Raw genomic sequence first — 17439 nt, forward strand, 5'->3', positions numbered from 1 at the left:
AAAAAGTCCGGTAAAAAGGATACATCGAATTTCTTCGTTTCAAAACTCACACATAAAGTTTGAATTCAGCGTTCGAGTTCTATTTAAGAATTAATGACCTTCGTGTTCAGAATGACCTTCATGCTCTGAATGAACATCGTGTCCTGAATGAACATCGTGTCCTGAATGCTCATCATGCGCCAGGTCGTCCGTATCCGCATCTGAAGATCCGTGATTATGCTCTGGTGGAGGTGCGAACCCTAAGTGCGTTCCCGTAAAAGTCATTTGACCAAGATGTCCTGGCTCTAAAAGCTCGTCAAAGCTTTCTTCAGTAAGAGGTTTCGCTGTCTGCTTAACCTCATCTACCCATTCATCAAAGTCTTTTTGAGAAACAGCTTTTACACTAAATGTATTTTCAGCAAATCCTTTACCACTGAAGTTTGCATTACGCCCCATAAATTCTCCTTGTTCCTCAGCCGCAAGATGCAGGGTTGTAATCATATCTGCCATCGCATACTTTTGGCCACCAAGCTGTGGAATCCAAAAGCTCGTAATTGGTCCATATGAGTAAAGCTTGAACTCAAGTGGTCGATCAGTTGGAATGTATAAATAATTAATTGTTTCAATATTTTCTTCTGGGTAACTAAAATGCCATTTCCAATCTGAGGAGGATGCATAGATAACCAATGGCTCTTGATCCTCATAGCCTTGTGGTGTTGACTCGACAATGTAGTTACTTTGAACAGATACAAATGAAAGATACGCAACAATTATGATTGGAATCCCGATACATATAGCTTCAACCCATGGATGTCCTTCAATATGCGGGGGCTCATAATCCTCTGGCATTTTTGAAGCTCTGAATTTTACAAGCATATATACTAATAAGGCGAATACGATAATAATCACAAAAGACATGATTCCAATTGACAGCAGGATATCACGTGCTTGCCTCTCTGCTTGCGGTCCTTTTGGATCAAAAACAAGCAATGGTTCACATCCTGACAGCACAGTTGCAATGGTGAAAACCATCATTAAGAAAAACCATTTGATTTTCATAAATGTACTCCTTTCCGAATGGATGCTCTTTTTCCACAATTATTAAAGTTACACAGTACTTGTGTATAACTTCACAAAGTTGTCAAAAATTTTTTTAGCTGCTTCATTTTTTCGCCATCTGAAAAAAAGACGCTAAAATGATCGCGTAAATTTATTTAACACTGTGTAAATGATAGTAACACCAACAAACGGAAAAAGTTGTTACAGAATGCGAAAGGAATAATTTGTAAAAAGGAAATTATAGATGTATAAGGCCTAAAGACCTTAGTGTGATGCAGATCACAGACAATTTTCCGTTTATGAACTATTTGTTACAATCTCAAAAACAAAAAAATAGCAATGGAATTCATATTAATTGTCCATCCTATAAAACTCCCTTTAATTGAATGTTAAATCGCAATTTAGGGGTGTACCATTTAATCCTTATTAAGAGCTAAATTCCTTTGATATAATAAAAAAAATGCTTTTACATTTATTGTAGCAACGTTTCCTTTCGCTTAGTTAGCTGCATAACTTCACAATCAAAATTAGTACCTTATATTTTTAAACTTTCGTTGGTTTGAAAAAAATGAAAAAGTCTTCCAACAGTTTTCTATCCTGATGGAAAACTTTCAATATCTCTGTAATAACTTACTAATATGAGTAAATTATGAACTCTTAATTTTATAACCCTCCAATCCTATTATTACCCTGGATTTTCGGGAATACCATAACATATCGCCCATTCATAAGCGCTTTTGGTGATGGTAAATTATAGGGTTTTCCGCTTTTAGGTCAAATACAATCAAACAGTAATGAAAAATGTTATGAGCAAAATTATGAGCATTATTTTTATCACTTTTGTTTGATATTTTTCAGCTACAATTAAAATAGTGACATCATCGGTGGGGAATTTTTCTTTTAAACGGCTATACTTGCATTCTCCATTCATACTCTACTTAGAGTTGCCGATACCTTTGCCTTCATCAGTAAAAGAACCGAAGAAGGCTAAAACACCTCAATAAACTCAACCCCTTCAATGTATTGCCCATACGACGCCTTCTTATTAAGTAAAGCGCACGACTGTCGAAGTAATTAAATAATTTAGTTACTTTATATAGTATCACTTTAACTATTGAAAGTTTTAAAACAGTTAAGTGAGTGTATCTTCCTACTTTGATTTTGATTCAATTATACGTTTTTGAGTCTCTATATAGTCATAAACTTTAGTAATTTCCTCTTCATAATTTTTATCAATTTCAAAATACTTAAAACCAGCTTCAATACATCTGCTTCTATATTCATTATGTTCTTTGATATGTTCTTTGATATTTTCTGTAATATTATAATCTGACTCATCTAGTTCTCCGCGATCTTCAATTACATTTCTATGTTTTAAGATTTTTGATTCAAAGTTTGCTTTAATATATTGAGGTGAAAAAACTAAGAATACAGATATAATTTTTTCAGTGTATGATTTCTCAAACTCTTTTATATAGTGAGGTAATATATAGCACCCTTCAATAATTAGGTTTTGATTATTCTCAATGTTTGTTTTAATAATCTCCCTAATTATTGGCCATAATTTATCTCCTATTAATTCACTGCTATCCAGCGGGGTGAATCCACAATTCTTATCACTTCTGTATATCCCCATTTTCAGATGATCAATGGAAAGATAGGGCACTTTATATTTATCAAGTAAATTTTGAGCCATAAATGTTTTACCAGACTGACCGTTACCGCTTATTAAAATAATCAAAGTATCCCTCCTCAGTTAATATTTACTATAACGTTCCCGTATTCGCTACTTGCTCGGCATCCACTTTTATGGCAGTTGATGCAAATCTTCTTTTTCCAACCTAGCTTTTAGCTTAATAACCTTAATAAAAAAAGCGTTAATCCTTCTAGATTTACGCACCCATTAGTTAAATAAAATATAAATTTAGCCTTTGATATTAAATAGACACAGAGTGAACACACACTTCTTTTCCCCATTTTTTTATAGCTTTTACCTCTTGCATACCAATTCGTTCAACGAATTCCTCTTTAGCTCTTCTTCTCAATGTTTCCCTATTCCCATGCCAAATACGGTTTCCACTCAGTGAAGTTATTTTTTCAACCGGTATTAAGATTATTATTCGAAATATATTCTGAAGAATTTCCGTTTCATCCAAATTGAAAATACAATGATTGTCATTCAGCCTATTCGGATTTATCCCCAACGATAGACCATATTATCCCAGTTGCAATTATTTAACCCTTTTTGAGTTATAATTCTTGAGCAAATCTTTTTAATGCATCCAGATATATTTCACCTAGTCTCATTAATGTGACATCGCTTGCTTAATTTGGTGAACATAAGTTAAATACAGCCGAATAAGGAAAAAGTTCCCGTAAGCCTTCCCCTCTTTTACTCTTGCCCATTCTAATAAAATTAGTAAATAAAAAGACTAAGCTTCTGTAGCCACATTTTTGGTTACTGAGCTTAGCCTATGAACAAACTGCATTCGCAGTAAAGTGTTTTTCTTGTAAACAAATTTTGTTGATCCTAATTATTTGCAATCGATATTTCTGTGTCGATCTCGATTTCATCTATTTCTTCAAGGATACGCTGGGCCATTCGTTTGTAACCGGTTGTGTTAGGATGAAAGTGATCATTAGCTAGTAGTTCGGTATCGGAAGAAACAAAAAGGTCTGCTGTTGGAATATAGCTGACATGTTCAAATTCTTCTGTAACTGCCTTTCCAGCCTCGTTCCAATTTGTCATAATCATTCCTAACTCCCCGATGTTACCAAAATATTGTTCAAATGGGTTATAAAACCCAATTAAATAAATATGGACATCCGGGTTTAGTTCCTTCGTTTTATGAAAAATAGCTCTCAATCTCTCTTTAAACTCTTCTCTTTCCCTATCGAAAGGTTCCGTTGTAAGGTTCAAAAAGTTGTCCTTTACTACCTTCATGACATCGTTGCCGCCAATAGTAATTAACATAATGTCCGCCTTCTTAATAGAAGAGGCAACGTCATCTTTGTCCAGCCGTTTAAGTAACTGATCTGTACGATTTCCTTTTTTACCATAGTTTTCAATACTTATATTTAATTGATTATCTTCAAAAGTATGATTGAGAATACCGACATACCCGCTGCTTTCGGTTTGATCCCCTATCCCTTCCGTTAATGAATCACCGATGGAGACAATCCTGAGATCCTTTTTAAACAAACTTATGGTTCCTTTAATAGCTTCCCTTACCTTTTCTGTTAATTTTTCCGTAATGGTTTGACTATTACTTTCCCCATCTGCTGATTGCTGTATCTCTTCTTCTGTTGTAGGAACGATCTCAGCCACTCGTTCAGTACTAGTTTCATTAGGTAATTCTTTCCCTATAGCTTCCTTATTTTCCTCGGTCTGATCCTTAAAATCCTGCCGTTTTTCCGTCTCACTCACTTGCCTCGTTTGAGTGAAATGTGAATAATACAAAAAAGGAAGGAGGCTCACAATAAGCATACAAGCAAGTATCATGACCTTTTTTTGTCGCTTCATGTTGATACCACCTATCATTAAACGAAATTAATATTCTAAGAAAAAAATTCAACTATAGTTCCTTCATTTTAACATGGATAGCCTTATAGCAAAAGGTATCTAACTTTCACAATCCTGTAAGGCAAAGCCTGGTTGAAAAGGGGTAATTTACGATTTCTACAATAATTCAATATAAGAACAACTGTGTTGAATATAATATGGCGGCAGAAGTTTTCGTCAACTTGTATTGGCAAAAGCCCTCAGAAAAATTACGTCATTATCACGGTCTTGGCTTATGCTAGATTGCAAATCAGTGAATTTCAATGTGCTTGGAGTTTTGACTTATTAGGAGAAAAAGCAAAACAGTACCTTTTTATGAAAATGGAATCAAGTTGGGGGTACCTTCGTTTATAATATGATATTTCTTAGTCCGTTGTACGCCATAACAATGATAATGGTACATCCATAAAAAGCATGCTACCCCACACATATTTAGACATACACATATCAGTATGGTGACAAAAGCGGAGTAGATCTCCCTACAATAATGCAACGAGTGGGGCATGAAGATATAGAGACTACAGTCGGTATTTATACACATTTTACCACAATGAAAAAAGATGCCTCCGATAAAGTCGAAGGACTTTATGGAGACATCTTACGAAAAGCAATCCTATAAAAATGCATATCAAAATATAATGTGATATTTTTGCGGATATATCACTTTTTAGTGATAAAAACCGCCTTACACCAACGTTTCGGTGCAGAAAGTTACATCATTCCTCCCATACCACCCATGCCGCCCATATCAGGCATTGCAGGAGCAGCTGGTTCTGGCTTGTCAGCTACAACAGCTTCTGTAGTTAATAGCATAGAAGCTACAGATGCAGCGTTTTGTAGAGCTGAACGAGTTACTTTAGTTGGGTCGACGATACCAGCGTCGATCATGTTAACCCAATCGTTTGTAGCAGCGTTGAATCCTACGCCGATTTCTTCTTTTTTCAGACGCTCAACAACAACAGATCCTTCAAGACCAGCGTTGTGTGCGATTTGGCGCACAGGCTCTTCTAGTGAACGAAGTACGATGCGAATTCCAGTTGCAACGTCGCCTTCTGCTTCAATAGCAGCTACTTTGTTGTATACATTTACAAGTGCTGTTCCACCACCGGAAACAATACCCTCTTCAACAGCTGCACGAGTTGCGTTTAATGCGTCTTCGATGCGAAGTTTGCGCTCTTTTAATTCTGTTTCAGTTGCTGCACCTACTTTGATGACAGCTACGCCGCCAGCAAGCTTAGCTAAGCGCTCTTGTAATTTTTCTTTGTCAAACTCGGAAGTAGTTTCTTCCGCTTGTACACGGATTTGGTTAACGCGTGCACTAATATCTGCTGAATTTCCAGCACCTTCAACAATTGTTGTGTTCTCTTTAGAAACAACTACTTTTGCTGCGCGTCCAAGAGAATCGATTGTTGCTGATTTTAATTCAAGTCCAAGTTCTTCAGTGATAACTTGACCGCCTGTTAAAATAGCGATGTCTTCAAGCATTGCTTTACGGCGATCACCAAAACCAGGTGCTTTAACCGCTACAGCATTGAATGTACCACGAAGTTTATTAAGAACAAGTGTAGATAAAGCTTCGCCTTCTACGTCCTCAGCAATCAATAATAGTGGTTTGCCTTGTTGAACAACTTGTTCCAATACAGGAAGAATTTCTTGAATGTTTGAGATTTTCTTATCTGTAATTAAGATATATGGATTTTCTAGCTCAGCTTCCATTTTATCTGTATTCGTTACCATGTAGGCAGACGCATATCCACGGTCAAATTGCATACCTTCTACAACTTCAAGGTCTGTTGTAAAACCTTTAGATTCTTCGATAGTAATAACACCGTCGTTACCAACTCGTTCCATTGCTTCAGCAATCAATTGACCTACTTCTTCGTCACCAGAAGAAATAGATGCAACTTGTGCGATTGACTCTTTATCTTCAATTTGTCTAGAAATAGATTTTAGTTCTTCTACTGCTGTTACAACTGCTTTTTCAATACCTTTTTTAACGCCGACAGGATTTGCTCCAGCTGTAACATTTTTCAAGCCTTCACGAATCATCGCTTGTGCAAGAACTGTTGCAGTTGTTGTTCCGTCACCTGCTACATCATTTGTTTTGCTTGCAACTTCAGAAACAAGCTTCGCACCCATATTTTCAAATGCATCTTCAAATTCAATTTCTTTAGCGATTGTAACGCCGTCATTTGTAATTAGTGGAGAACCGAATTTTTTCTCAAGAACTACGTTGCGTCCTTTTGGTCCCAATGTAACTTTCACAGCATCTGCTAATTGGTCTACACCGCGTAGTAACGCGCGACGAGCATCTTCTGAGAATTTAATATCTTTTGCCATTGAATAATGACCTCCTCATACGTTTTTATAATTAAAATTAAGAATCAGACTTACTTTCCAACAATAGCTAAAATGTCTGATTCACGTAGAATCAAATATTCAGTCCCTTGGTATTTCACTTCTGTGCCAGCGTATTTTGAGAAGATGATTGTATCTCCTTCAGATACATCTAGAGCCACACGTTCACCGTTGTCTAGAACACGGCCTGTCCCTACAGCAACTACTTTGCCTTCCTGCGGTTTTTCCTTTGCTGTATCCGGGAGTACAATACCACTAGCTGTTTTTTCTTCCGATTCTACTAGCTCAATAATGACGCGATCACCCAATGGTTTTAACAAGTGAAACAACCTCCTTAAATGAATATGTATTTTAATTTTATTAGCACTCTTACTCAACGAGTGCTAACACAGTTATTATAATAATAAATTCATTATTGATTTGCAAGCCCTAAGCTCTATTTATCAATAAAACTTTTTCAGCAAAGCTCTACATTATTTTTAAAAGCTTTCACATTTGAAGCCATCCAAGTTTATTAGTAAAATGAAGGTTGTGTCGTTTTAAATTGATGAAGGGAAATTTAATTGATGAAAAAAAAATATCTATATATATTGATTACTTACATTGCCATGCAGCTTTCCGTATTTATCGGTATGCCTTTAATAGGTTTTGCCGGGATTTTCTTGTTCCATATAGAACCTGCAAAAATGGAAATATTGGCAACAGGCATTTGGGTTGTTTTTAGCTTTTTTGTTGGATTAATCATTGTCCTTCTTCTTTTAAGAAAGGTGAAACCATATACGAAAGTAGAACAAGGAGAGCCAATGCCGATAAATCAAGCGATCATGTGGGCTATTGGAGGAATTTTTATTGCTTTTATCGCTCAATTAATCGGTGTCTATATTGAAACCGCCCTTGGAATCAAGCCTGGCTCCGAAAATACCGAACAAATTATGAACTTAATTAAGTTATTTCCGCTAGTTGTATTATCAAGTTCTATTTTTGGTCCTATTTTAGAAGAAATCGTCTTTCGAAAAGTTATTTTTGGAATGTTATATAATCGTTTTCCTTTTTGGGTCGCAGCCTTGTTAAGTTCGCTCGTATTCTCACTTGCCCATTTTGATCCAATGCATATCATTTTATACGCAACGATGGGTTTTACCTTTGCCTTTTTGTATGTGAAAACAAAGAGGATTATCGTTCCGATTATTTCTCATATGATGATGAATACAATTGTAACGGTCGCACAATTTAAATATATGAATAATCAAGCTGGGCTTTTTGAGTGGGTTCACGGTTGGATTGGAGGGTTTTTCAGATGAGATCTCCGTTTTTTTCAGGAGTGATATATTTATTTCTTGGAGGTATTTTCACATTTTTTGCTTTCCAGCAAGTAATTATGAATGATTGGAATTTCTTCGTTTATGTATTGCTCATTTTAGCTACATTTGATTTTGGCGCGGGATTTAGATTGATTGCACTGCATTTTAAAATTAAAAAGAAAAAAAGTAAACAGTAAAAAGAGGATGCCTTAGGCTTCCTCTTTTTCTCTTTGCTCCGCTTCTGCAGCCAGAGCTTTTTTATAACCTATACCCGCAATCCATACACTAATTTCATAGAGTAGTAAAAGCGGAACGGTGACCATTAAATGAGAGACAATGTCTGGCGGTGTAATAAGAGCTGCGATGACAAATAGTACAAAGTAGGCATACTTTCTAATCTTTTTCAGAAACATCGGTGTTACAATACCGAGTCTAGTTAAAAATAGAAGGACGACTGGTAACTGAAATAACAGTCCGAAAGGCAGTGTAATTTGAAATAAAAATTGAAAGTATTCATTGATTCCAATTGTCGATTGAATTCCCATATTGCCGGACAAGCCCAGCATAAACTTCATAACAAAGGGAAAAAGAATAAAATATGAAAAAGCTAGTCCCGCCAAAAATAAAAACACAGAGGCAGGAATGTATCCCAATGTCACTCTTCGTTCCCTTTCAAGAAGTCCTGGGCTCACAAATGACCATATTTGATATAAAATCACGGGAGATGTGAAGATTAACGCCAGAACAAATACCATATTCATATACACTTTAAAAGGATCTGTGACACGAAACGCATTCATCGTCAATTCCTTTGCTGAAGCAGCATTTTGGAGAAGGTTGATTAATGGTTCCACTAGAAAAAAACTGCCGATAATGGCCAATACAAAGAAAACGACTATGATCATCAGTCGTTTTCTTAATTCGTCTATATGTTCTAAAATCGTCATATGATTCTGATTCATTGCACGTTCATCCTATCATTGGTCGGCGTCTTTTTTCTGATCCTTCTCTTTATCTTTCTCATCATCATCCGCCAAGCCTGCTGTAGCATTTTTAAATTCTCGAAGTGTTTTTCCAGCTGCCTTCCCTAACTCAGGCAATTTTTTGGGGCCAAATATTAAAATCGCAACAAGCCCGATTAGGACTGCACTAGTTGGTCCGATCATACCTAATACCATTTGCGCCCACCTCCTTATTCATTTATTGTAAAGGATGATATTCCGTTTGGCTATTCCTAAACCGTTATTCTTGTGAATTTTCCGTGTCTTCGTTCGGATAATTTTTTAAGAAATAAATGAGTGATTGAAGTTCTACAGCCAGGTCAATATGATGGACCCTTACAGACGGCGGCACGGCAAGTCTTGCCGGTGTAAAATTCAATATTCCTTTTACAACTGTATCTTCTAGTCGATCAGTAATTTGCTGTGCAGCATTGGCAGGCACCGTTAAAATGACGGCCGATATTTGCTCATCTTTTAGTCTTTTTTCAAGCTCAGCCATATCATAAATTGGCACACCGCTGATGGACGTTCCTATCTTTTTTGGATCGACCTCAAAAGCCATGGAAATTTTCGTATTATTATTTTTCAGGAAATTGTAATTTAAAAATGCTGTCCCAAGGTTACCAACGCCTATTAGTGCTACTTTCGTCAGTTCATCTTGATCAAGTGTTTTGCTAAAAAAAGATAAGAGATAATTTACATTATACCCATATCCTTTTTTTCCTAATGCACCAAAATAGGAAAAGTCACGGCGAATAGTAGCTGAATCCACTTTTACCGCTTCACTTAACTGTGCAGAAGATACACGCTGCTTTCCTGATGCATGTAGATTTTTAATAAAACGGTAATAAAGAGGCAGTCTCTTTGCCGTTGCATGTGGTATTTTTGTTGTTTCGTCGCCCATACTTAAACCTCCAGATCTTCACTCATTATCGTGAGATTGTCGTTTATAATCTTTTCCCTTCGTTCCACCCGTTTTCTCTATTAGAAGGGTTGGCCCGATGATCATTCCTTTGTCAATTGCTTTACACATATCATAAACCGTTAATGCCGCTGTAGATACTGCAGTGAGAGCTTCCATTTCTACTCCCGTATTTCCAATTGTTTTAACTAAAGCTTGTATATCAAGCTGCCAGTTCCCATTTGTATTTTTACTCCATCCAAATGAGATATCAATTCCCTTTAATGGTATTGGGTGGCACATAGGTATGATTTCCCATGTTTTTTTTGCAGCCATGATGCCAGCAACCTGCGCCACGGCAAGCACATCACCCTTTTTTATTTTATTTGTCGTTATATGTTCATATATAGTCTCATTAACTTCTATACTTGATTGAGCCATTGCAGTTCGCACAGTTTCAGGTTTTTCACTCACATCAACCATTTTTGCGCGTCCCTGCTCATTAAAATGAGTTAATTGATTCAATGCCAACACCTCTCTATTATCATACACTATTTCATTCAAGCTGTCTTTTTTCTCAGGGACTTATGAATGAGATATTGCCGAAAGTATTGATTATACGGTAAACTGACTATGAAACTAGAGGTGAAAAGCAATGATGCTGCTACAAATACAGCAACTGACAAAATACTTCGGTGCGGAATTAATACTGTCAAATATAAAATTAGAAATACAATCGAAAGATCGAATCGCCCTCGTCGGACGCAATGGTGCCGGCAAATCGACATTGCTGAAGATGATTGCGGGGCATTTATCCTATGATTCCGGTCAAATTGTAAAACCAAAAGATGTGTCTATTGGTTACTTAGCGCAAAATACTGGACTCGAATCTTCACTATCCATCTGGGATGAAATGCTTTCCGTATTTGATTATATAAAAAAAATGGAACAAAATCTTCGGAATATCGAGCTGGAACTTGCGAATAGTTCGCATGATGGACATGCTGAAAAGCTTTTAAAAGAATACGATCAGCTTCAAATAAAGTTTGAAGAAATTGGTGGCTATCAATATGAATCCGATATTCGTTCTGTCTTGCATGGTCTTAGGTTTTATGAGCAAGATTACTCTACTCTCATCGCAACATTAAGCGGCGGGCAAAAAACGCGCCTTGCCCTTGCCAAATTATTATTAACAAAACCAGATATATTGATTCTTGATGAACCTACTAATCATTTAGATATAGAAACTCTTACTTGGCTTGAGCAATATTTAGTAGGCTATCCAGGAGCCATTTTAATCGTCTCACATGATCGATATTTCCTAGATAAAATAGTAACACAAGTTTATGAGCTTTCCATGCATGAATTAAAGAAATTCTATGGCAACTACAGCAAATATTTAGTGCAAAAAGCAGAAAATTATGAGCGTGAAATGAAGCTATATGAAAAGCAACAAGACGAAGTGTCGAAATTGCAAGACTTTATTCAGCGTAATCTAGCTCGAGCCTCTACCACGAAAAGGGCACAAAGCAGGAGAAAGCAGCTAGAAAAAATGCAGCTGATGGACAGACCTGCCGGTGGAGATAAATCCGCTTCTATATCCTTTGGTATTGAAAAGCAAAGCGGTAATGATGTGTTGAAAATAAGAGATGCTGCAATAGGCTACGGAAATACACCTCTGTCGAGAAATATACGTTTTTCCATCTTTCGCAGGGATAGTATTGCATTAGTAGGACCAAATGGAGTAGGTAAGTCCACGCTTTTAAAAACAATCATTAAAAAGTTAAAATTACTTTCGGGCAATATCGATTACGGAACCAATGTCACAATTGGCTATTATGATCAGGAACAAGCAGAGTTATCATCCAATAAAACCGTTTTGCAGGAGCTTTGGGACCATTACCCTTTGAAGGATGAAAAGGAAATCCGAACGATGCTCGGCAATTTCTTGTTTAGTGGGGACGATGTACAAAAAACCGTCTCTACGCTGAGTGGCGGTGAAAAAGCTCGCCTTGCTCTTGCCATCTTAATGCTGGAACAAGCTAATTTCCTTATTCTCGATGAACCAACGAACCATTTAGATTTGGATAGTAAGGAAGTTCTTGAGAATGCGCTTGTTGATTATCCAGGCACGATTCTTTTTGTTTCACACGATCGATATTTTATTAACAGAATCGCCTCCAAAGTGGTCGAGCTTTCTCCTAACGGGACGATAGAATATCTTGGTGATTATGGTTATTATGTAGAGAAAAAAGCAGAGATGCTAGAGATCGCTAGACTCAATGCGGAAAAATCACAGTCAAAAGTGCAGATAGAAAACCGTGCGTCTAAAACAACTTTCCAACAAGACAAGGAAGCGAAAAAGCTTGAAAGACAAAGAAAGCGGCGAGTCGAAGAAATAGAGGAACGCCTCGGAATCTTAGAAGAAAAAATGAGCGAACTAGAAGAACTTCTTTGCAAACCAGAAATTTTCGAAGATCATGAAAAAGTAATGAGTATAAATAAACAGATAGAAGAAATTAAATTAGAAATGGATCAACTTTTAGAAGAGTGGGAGGAAGTATCAGAGCTTCTTCAGGAATAGCACCTTTTTTTAGGTGCTATTTTATTTTCCACAAACTTATTCACAGAAACAGTGCTGATATAATAGTTATCCTAAGACTTTTCCACATTATCCACAGGATAAGAATTCTTTATCCACAAATAAAGGTTAATCGTTGGGAATACTCATTTCTTCTATACATTTACTCACAGCTTATCCACAATAACAAAGACGGAGTATGTGTTCAGCAATGTACAATATTTTGTGATCTGACGAGATAAAAGATACACGGTGAGCGAGGGAGGGCTAGAGATCGTCGAGGGGAAGTACGGCTCAGCCTGCCTCACTTTGCCATCGTTGCTATGACTCCTGTCCATCCCCTGCGTCTCTGACAAGCAAAATATTGAAAAATGTCGATCTTTGACTTTTATTGCTGATAGTTTATGGCCTTGAGGGTTAGTCCTGTATCTGGATATTAAAGGAGAAGCGAGGTTGATTTATGTATGAAAATACAGAAAGTTTGCTGTAGACTATTTCCGAGAAATTCTAAAATTTATAAGCAAAACCAAAACCCAATGGCTCTTACTCCCATTGGGTTCAAACATCTATTTTTCAATATCCAAACCTGGGTGGGCGTTCATATCCATCGCCCCCCTTTTTCCCATCTCAAATAATACACTTCCCGCCGCTGCGATCATTGCCGCGTTATCGGTACATAATGAAAGTGGCGGAATGACTAAGTCGATTTCCGGATATTGTTCAAATGCGGATGTTAATGAATGTCGCAGTCCTTTATTCGCTGCAACTCCTCCTGCTAAAAGAACTTGGTGTACATTATATTCTTTTGCTGCTCGAACAGTTTTTTTCGTCAAAACTTCCACAACGCTCGCTTGAAAGCTTGCCGCCAAATCTTCAGGATGTATCGTCTCGCCTCTTTGTTCAGCGTTGTGAAGAGTGTTAATAACTGCTGATTTTAGACCGCTAAAGCTAAAATCAAAAGACCCTTCTTCAAGCCATGCTCTAGGCAAGTCAATAGAAGGCTTCCCCTCATGCGCAAGCCGGTCAATATGAGGGCCTCCTGGATACGGAAGCTGCAAAGTTCGTGCAACTTTATCGTATGCTTCCCCTGCCGCATCATCAAGAGTTTCTCCAATTACTTGGAATGAACCATGCTTTTCCATATATACAATCTCCGTATGTCCACCTGAAACGACAAGAGATATTAATGGAAATTTCAAATCTGTTATTAAACGATTTGCGTAAATATGACCCGCAATATGATGAACAGGCACGAGTGGAATTTTATGAGAAAATGCAAGTGCCTTTGCTGTATTTACACCTACAAGTAATGCTCCTACTAGCCCCGGGCCTTCCGTAACGGCAATAGCATCAATATCTTTTATCGTAAGATTTGCTTGTTGAAATGCTTCTTCCAATACGATGGTGATTTGCTCTACGTGATGCCTGGATGCAAGCTCCGGTACGACGCCGCCAAATCTTTTATGACTTTCAATTTGCGAAGCGACAACATTTGACAAGGTTTCCGTACCATTTTTTATAATGGAAGCTGCAGTTTCATCACAGCTTGTTTCAAGTCCCAATACGATTAAATCTTTTTTCATATCTTCACCCACATAACAATGGCATCTTCATGGTTGTCTGTATAATAGTTCTTTCTAATGCCGCCTTCTTGGAAGCCCAACTTTTTATAAAGAGATCTAGCTGGAGTATTACTGACCCTAACTTCCAACGTCATCGTTTTAGTGCCTGCTTCTTTTGCCAAAGTCATCATTTTTCTCAATAACGCTTCTCCAAGCTTTCGTCCTCGAAACTCTGGGAGGACAGCAATATTAGTAATATGCGCTTCATCCATAACAAGCCATACTCCGCAGTAGCCAGCAATCTCTTTGTTGTATTCTATTATTAAGTAAACAGCAAACCGATTACTAATAATATCTTGATAAAAAGCTTCCTTTGGCCATGGTACTGAGAACGATTGTTGTTCAATTTTAACTAAACTTTCAATGTCATATTCCTTCGCGATTCGAAACGAAATGCCACACGTATCTTGCTGATAATCAATCATTTTTTTGCTCCTGTTTTTCCAGCCATTTCGCCTCTGCCTCAACCAGACGGAGATAATCCGGGGTGAAAGAATGTATATCCGCGGCTGGAAGATTTAACCCCATCATCCCAAGCTCACTCGGCCTTGGATTTTGTTCCGGTATTTGTGAAAAAATAGCTTTTTCTCGCAGTATAGCTTTGAATGTTTCTTTATGAATAGATACATCATTTCCAATAAATAAAATAGATTCTTTATAAGAACTAAGTGTCTCAGCCCATTCACTCGCTAATATATTTCGGTCTTCCATCACATCGACGAGGACTCCATTTTCATACTTATATAAGCCCGTATAAATTAACCCTCTTCTTGCATCAAACAATGGACAAATAACACCTGTAAAATAACGACCAGATGCTGCTAGTATGGCGAGACTTGATACCCCAACTAATGGAATTCCCAAACTCCATGCCATTGTTTTCGCAATCGTCACACCAATACGAACACCTGTATAGGATCCTGGTCCTTGCGCCACAACAATTTTGCTCAATTCTGTTGTATCCGTCTCACAATCAGAAAGTAATCGCTCTATGGCCGGCATGACTCGAACACTATGGTTTTTTTTCATATTTGTGATATATTCGCCAATAATTTTTTCTTCACTTAATAATGCAATACCTAAACAATCATTAGAAGTATCAATCGCTAAGATTTTCATTGAATAGCTCCTTACATAACGCTTCATATCTTGCCCCGGACGGCTCAAATTTTAAAATACGCTTATCTTGACCATCATGGTATATATAAATAGAGAGATGTTCAGATGGGAGTTGTTCCTCTATAATATGAGCCCATTCAATCACTGTTACCCCACCGTTGTAAAAATATTCATCAATCCCCAAATCTTCAAATGCATCTTCAACTCTGTATACATCCATATGATAAAGGGGAAGCCTTCCAATGTATTCCTTTATAATTGTAAAAGTTGGACTATTAACGTTTTTTTGAATCTCTAACCCAGCGGCAAGACCTTTTGTAAAAGTGGTTTTCCCAGCTCCAAGATCCCCTTCAAGTAAGATAATATCGTTGTGAATGAGCAATTTGCCCAACCGCTTTGCAAGCTTAAACGTATCTTCGGGTCTATTTGAATTAAACTGAATGCTTCCCATTCGAGTACTCCCTTTTAGTACATGATAATATGAAAAAAAACGAAACTAAGTTTCGTTTTCATTTTAAGATTATATGGCGGTCCCGACGGGAATCGAACCCGCGATCTCCTGCGTGACAGGCAGGCATGTTAACCGCTACACCACGGGACCTATCTCTATGGTGTGAAAAAAATGATTGCGGGGGCAGGATTTGAACCTGCGACCTTCGGGTTATGAGCCCGACGAGCTACCAGACTGCTCCACCCCGCGACGATAAATAATGTATTCCTAATGTGCAACAAAACTTATTATACCGGGTACTCCAAAAAAAAGCAAGTATTATTTGTCTTAATTCAAATAAAAAAATCTCCGTAGGATTCATACCTACGAAGATCAAAAATGTATAAAGAAAAAGACAACGAGGAGAGTGACCATCCCGAAAAGGGACACCGCTATAAGTAAATAGATCAAAAAGTGAATAAGTTCCTTCATCTTTGCCCGCTTCATGATAGACTCTCCTGTAGATTTTTTAGTTTACAATCCTTTTTGCGCCAACATACTTTGATTTCCAGTACGTAAGGTTCATCGATTGAATTTTAACTCCATTCGATGTTGCACCGATAAATTGTTGTTTCCCAACATAGATACCGACAAATGAAACAGATTTACCATTTGTTTTGTAAAATACTAAATCCCCTGCTTTAAGATCTTTCAACTTGACGCTTTTACCTTTTTTATATTGGTCTGCACTTGTACGTGGTAACTGTACCTTTAAGCTTTTAGCGTACACATATTGAGTAAAGCCAGAAGCATCGAATCCTTTTGTCGTTGTTCCACCCCATTTAAACGGTTTCCCTTTCAACGTTTGTGCATAGGCCGCTGCCTTCTCTCCCTTTGTCTGTGCTGCCGCATCTGCATTCAAGCTAAACAAAGATGAAAACATAAGTGCTAAGGCTGTGACAATTGCGATGACCCATGATGATTTTTTTACGGAGATACTCATTTCCATTTTACAAATCCCTCTTTCGTTTTTTTGTTTTTTTCTTTCTATAGACATCATAAACAATTCAATAAAGGGATTCGTTTCTTATTGGTTAAAAATAGTTACATAAAGGTTAAGACTGCAATGATTCTTTTAATCCCAGTTGCCATTTATATATTAAGCGGTTTTTTACCTGTATGCTGATTGCACTGTACTTAAAAAATACACGGATAAATTCCGTTTAAATTGTGAAATACCCATATTTGCTTTAATATAAGGGAAGTATTTCCGTCTATACCATCCAATTTCTTGGTTTTTGTCTTATTTAGAGCAGTTAATCGGAATATTTCCGCTTATATCTCCTTTCAAGCTTCCTCAAAATACATTAGCAGGAAATTACCCGCCTATTAATTCTCCTACCTACTCGAAAATCAATAATGAATAACTTAAATAAAAACAAAAAAAGACACTCTCAGTTGAGAATGTCCTTGATTGCCTGGCAACGTCCTGCTCTTGCAAGGGGAGACCCCTTACTACCATCGGC

General features: G+C 37.2%; 17 protein-coding genes and 2 tRNA genes. 3 read left to right on the plus strand and 16 right to left on the minus strand.

Annotated features, from left to right (window positions below; translation table 11 throughout):
• Positions 1-90: 90 nt before the first annotated feature.
• The 5 genes from qoxA to groES all read right to left on the minus strand — a co-directional run bounded on the left by qoxA (position 91) and on the right by groES (position 7278).
• Entirely contained in the window at positions 91-1038 is a 948-nt protein-coding gene (gene qoxA / locus KHA96_RS20900) for a cytochrome aa3 quinol oxidase subunit II (protein ID WP_213131282.1), read from the minus strand.
• Positions 1039-2188: 1150 nt separating this feature from the next.
• Entirely contained in the window at positions 2189-2779 is a 591-nt protein-coding gene (locus KHA96_RS20905) for a zeta toxin family protein (RefSeq protein ID WP_213131283.1), read from the minus strand.
• A gap of 789 nt (positions 2780-3568) precedes the next feature.
• Positions 3569-4561, minus strand: a complete 993-nt coding sequence (locus tag KHA96_RS20910) for an SGNH/GDSL hydrolase family protein (RefSeq protein ID WP_249315823.1) — start codon at positions 4559-4561, stop codon at positions 3569-3571.
• Between the two features lie 750 nt (positions 4562-5311).
• Complete coding sequence (gene groL / locus KHA96_RS20915; RefSeq protein ID WP_213131284.1) at positions 5312-6940, minus strand: chaperonin GroEL; 1629 nt, start codon at positions 6938-6940, stop codon at positions 5312-5314.
• Positions 6941-6990: 50 nt separating this feature from the next.
• Entirely contained in the window at positions 6991-7278 is a 288-nt protein-coding gene (groES, locus tag KHA96_RS20920; protein WP_213131285.1) for a co-chaperone GroES, read from the minus strand.
• Between the two features lie 246 nt (positions 7279-7524).
• Between groES and KHA96_RS20925 the strand changes: the two genes are divergently transcribed.
• Together KHA96_RS20925 and KHA96_RS20930 are read left to right on the plus strand one after the other, a co-directional pair.
• A complete protein-coding gene (locus tag KHA96_RS20925; protein WP_213131302.1) occupies positions 7525-8259 on the plus strand; it encodes a CPBP family intramembrane glutamic endopeptidase in 735 nt (244 codons plus the stop codon).
• On the plus strand, positions 8256-8456 hold the full coding sequence (locus KHA96_RS20930; RefSeq protein ID WP_213131286.1) for a DUF4305 domain-containing protein: 201 nt from the start codon (positions 8256-8258) through the stop codon (positions 8454-8456). Before KHA96_RS20925 ends, KHA96_RS20930 begins: the two co-directional genes overlap by 4 nt.
• 12 nt (positions 8457-8468) lie before the next feature.
• Here the strand turns inward: KHA96_RS20930 and tatC are convergent, their stop codons facing one another.
• The 4 genes from tatC to moaC all read right to left on the minus strand — a co-directional run bounded on the left by tatC (position 8469) and on the right by moaC (position 10686).
• Positions 8469-9221 (minus strand): twin-arginine translocase subunit TatC, encoded by a 753-nt coding sequence (gene tatC / locus KHA96_RS20935; protein WP_213131287.1) that lies wholly within the window; start codon positions 9219-9221, stop codon positions 8469-8471.
• 15 nt (positions 9222-9236) lie between these two features.
• The gene (locus tag KHA96_RS20940; RefSeq protein ID WP_213131303.1) at positions 9237-9425 is read right to left on the minus strand and encodes a twin-arginine translocase TatA/TatE family subunit; all 189 of its coding nucleotides are present in this window, start codon (positions 9423-9425) and stop codon (positions 9237-9239) included.
• A 76-nt stretch (positions 9426-9501) separates the two neighbouring features.
• A complete protein-coding gene (locus tag KHA96_RS20945) occupies positions 9502-10164 on the minus strand; it encodes a redox-sensing transcriptional repressor Rex (protein WP_213131288.1) in 663 nt (220 codons plus the stop codon).
• 18 nt (positions 10165-10182) lie between these two features.
• Positions 10183-10686, minus strand: a complete 504-nt coding sequence (moaC, locus tag KHA96_RS20950; protein WP_213131304.1) for a cyclic pyranopterin monophosphate synthase MoaC — start codon at positions 10684-10686, stop codon at positions 10183-10185.
• A 130-nt stretch (positions 10687-10816) separates the two neighbouring features.
• On the opposite strand from moaC, the gene KHA96_RS20955 reads away from it, so the two are divergent.
• Positions 10817-12745 (plus strand): ABC-F family ATP-binding cassette domain-containing protein, encoded by a 1929-nt coding sequence (locus KHA96_RS20955; RefSeq protein WP_213131289.1) that lies wholly within the window; start codon positions 10817-10819, stop codon positions 12743-12745.
• Between the two features lie 563 nt (positions 12746-13308).
• Here the strand turns inward: KHA96_RS20955 and tsaD are convergent.
• The 7 genes from tsaD to KHA96_RS20990 all read right to left on the minus strand — a co-directional run bounded on the left by tsaD (position 13309) and on the right by KHA96_RS20990 (position 16922).
• Positions 13309-14325, minus strand: a complete 1017-nt coding sequence (gene tsaD, locus KHA96_RS20960; RefSeq protein WP_213131290.1) for a tRNA (adenosine(37)-N6)-threonylcarbamoyltransferase complex transferase subunit TsaD — start codon at positions 14323-14325, stop codon at positions 13309-13311.
• Positions 14322-14789, minus strand: a complete 468-nt coding sequence (gene rimI, locus KHA96_RS20965) for a ribosomal protein S18-alanine N-acetyltransferase (RefSeq protein WP_213131291.1) — start codon at positions 14787-14789, stop codon at positions 14322-14324. The genes tsaD and rimI overlap by 4 nt, the downstream gene beginning before the upstream one ends.
• Entirely contained in the window at positions 14782-15483 is a 702-nt protein-coding gene (gene tsaB, locus KHA96_RS20970; protein ID WP_213131292.1) for a tRNA (adenosine(37)-N6)-threonylcarbamoyltransferase complex dimerization subunit type 1 TsaB, read from the minus strand. Before tsaB ends, rimI begins: the two co-directional genes overlap by 8 nt.
• Positions 15464-15934: a tRNA (adenosine(37)-N6)-threonylcarbamoyltransferase complex ATPase subunit type 1 TsaE gene (gene tsaE / locus KHA96_RS20975; protein ID WP_213131293.1), complete on the minus strand. Its 471-nt coding sequence runs from the start codon at positions 15932-15934 to the stop codon at positions 15464-15466. Before tsaE ends, tsaB begins: the two co-directional genes overlap by 20 nt.
• Before the next feature lie 74 nt (positions 15935-16008).
• Positions 16009-16084: transfer RNA gene (locus tag KHA96_RS20980), tRNA-Asp, on the minus strand.
• Positions 16085-16109: 25 nt separating this feature from the next.
• Positions 16110-16183, minus strand: a tRNA-Met gene (locus KHA96_RS20985).
• 259 nt (positions 16184-16442) lie between these two features.
• Positions 16443-16922 (minus strand): C40 family peptidase, encoded by a 480-nt coding sequence (locus KHA96_RS20990; protein ID WP_349305820.1) that lies wholly within the window; start codon positions 16920-16922, stop codon positions 16443-16445.
• Positions 16923-17439: the final 517 nt, after the last annotated feature.

Source organism: Bacillus sp. FJAT-49711 (genome assembly GCF_018343715.1).
Classification (GTDB): Bacteria; Bacillota; Bacilli; order Bacillales; family Bacillaceae_C; genus Lederbergia.

Bases quoted from the DNA above. Each gene is read 5' to 3' on its own strand.
- qoxA (WP_213131282.1), bottom strand. From the start codon at position 1,038: ATGAAAATCAAATGGTTTTTCTTAATGATGGTTTTCACCATTGCAACT.
- KHA96_RS20910 (WP_249315823.1), bottom strand. From the start codon at position 4,561: ATGAAGCGACAAAAAAAGGTCATGATACTTGCTTGTATGCTTATTGTG.
- groL (WP_213131284.1), bottom strand. From the start codon at position 6,940: ATGGCAAAAGATATTAAATTCTCAGAAGATGCTCGTCGCGCGTTACTA.
- KHA96_RS20925 (WP_213131302.1), top strand. From the start codon at position 7,525: ATGAAAAAAAAATATCTATATATATTGATTACTTACATTGCCATGCAG.
- KHA96_RS20930 (WP_213131286.1), top strand. From the start codon at position 8,256: ATGAGATCTCCGTTTTTTTCAGGAGTGATATATTTATTTCTTGGAGGT.
- tatC (WP_213131287.1), bottom strand. From the start codon at position 9,221: ATGAATCAGAATCATATGACGATTTTAGAACATATAGACGAATTAAGA.
- KHA96_RS20940 (WP_213131303.1), bottom strand. From the start codon at position 9,425: ATGATCGGACCAACTAGTGCAGTCCTAATCGGGCTTGTTGCGATTTTA.
- KHA96_RS20945 (WP_213131288.1), bottom strand. From the start codon at position 10,164: ATGGGCGACGAAACAACAAAAATACCACATGCAACGGCAAAGAGACTG.
- KHA96_RS20955 (WP_213131289.1), top strand. From the start codon at position 10,817: ATGATGCTGCTACAAATACAGCAACTGACAAAATACTTCGGTGCGGAA.
- tsaD (WP_213131290.1), bottom strand. From the start codon at position 14,325: ATGAAAAAAGATTTAATCGTATTGGGACTTGAAACAAGCTGTGATGAA.
- rimI (WP_213131291.1), bottom strand. From the start codon at position 14,789: ATGATTGATTATCAGCAAGATACGTGTGGCATTTCGTTTCGAATCGCG.
- tsaB (WP_213131292.1), bottom strand. From the start codon at position 15,483: ATGAAAATCTTAGCGATTGATACTTCTAATGATTGTTTAGGTATTGCA.
- tsaE (WP_213131293.1), bottom strand. From the start codon at position 15,934: ATGGGAAGCATTCAGTTTAATTCAAATAGACCCGAAGATACGTTTAAG.
- KHA96_RS20990 (WP_349305820.1), bottom strand. From the start codon at position 16,922: ATGGAAATGAGTATCTCCGTAAAAAAATCATCATGGGTCATCGCAATT.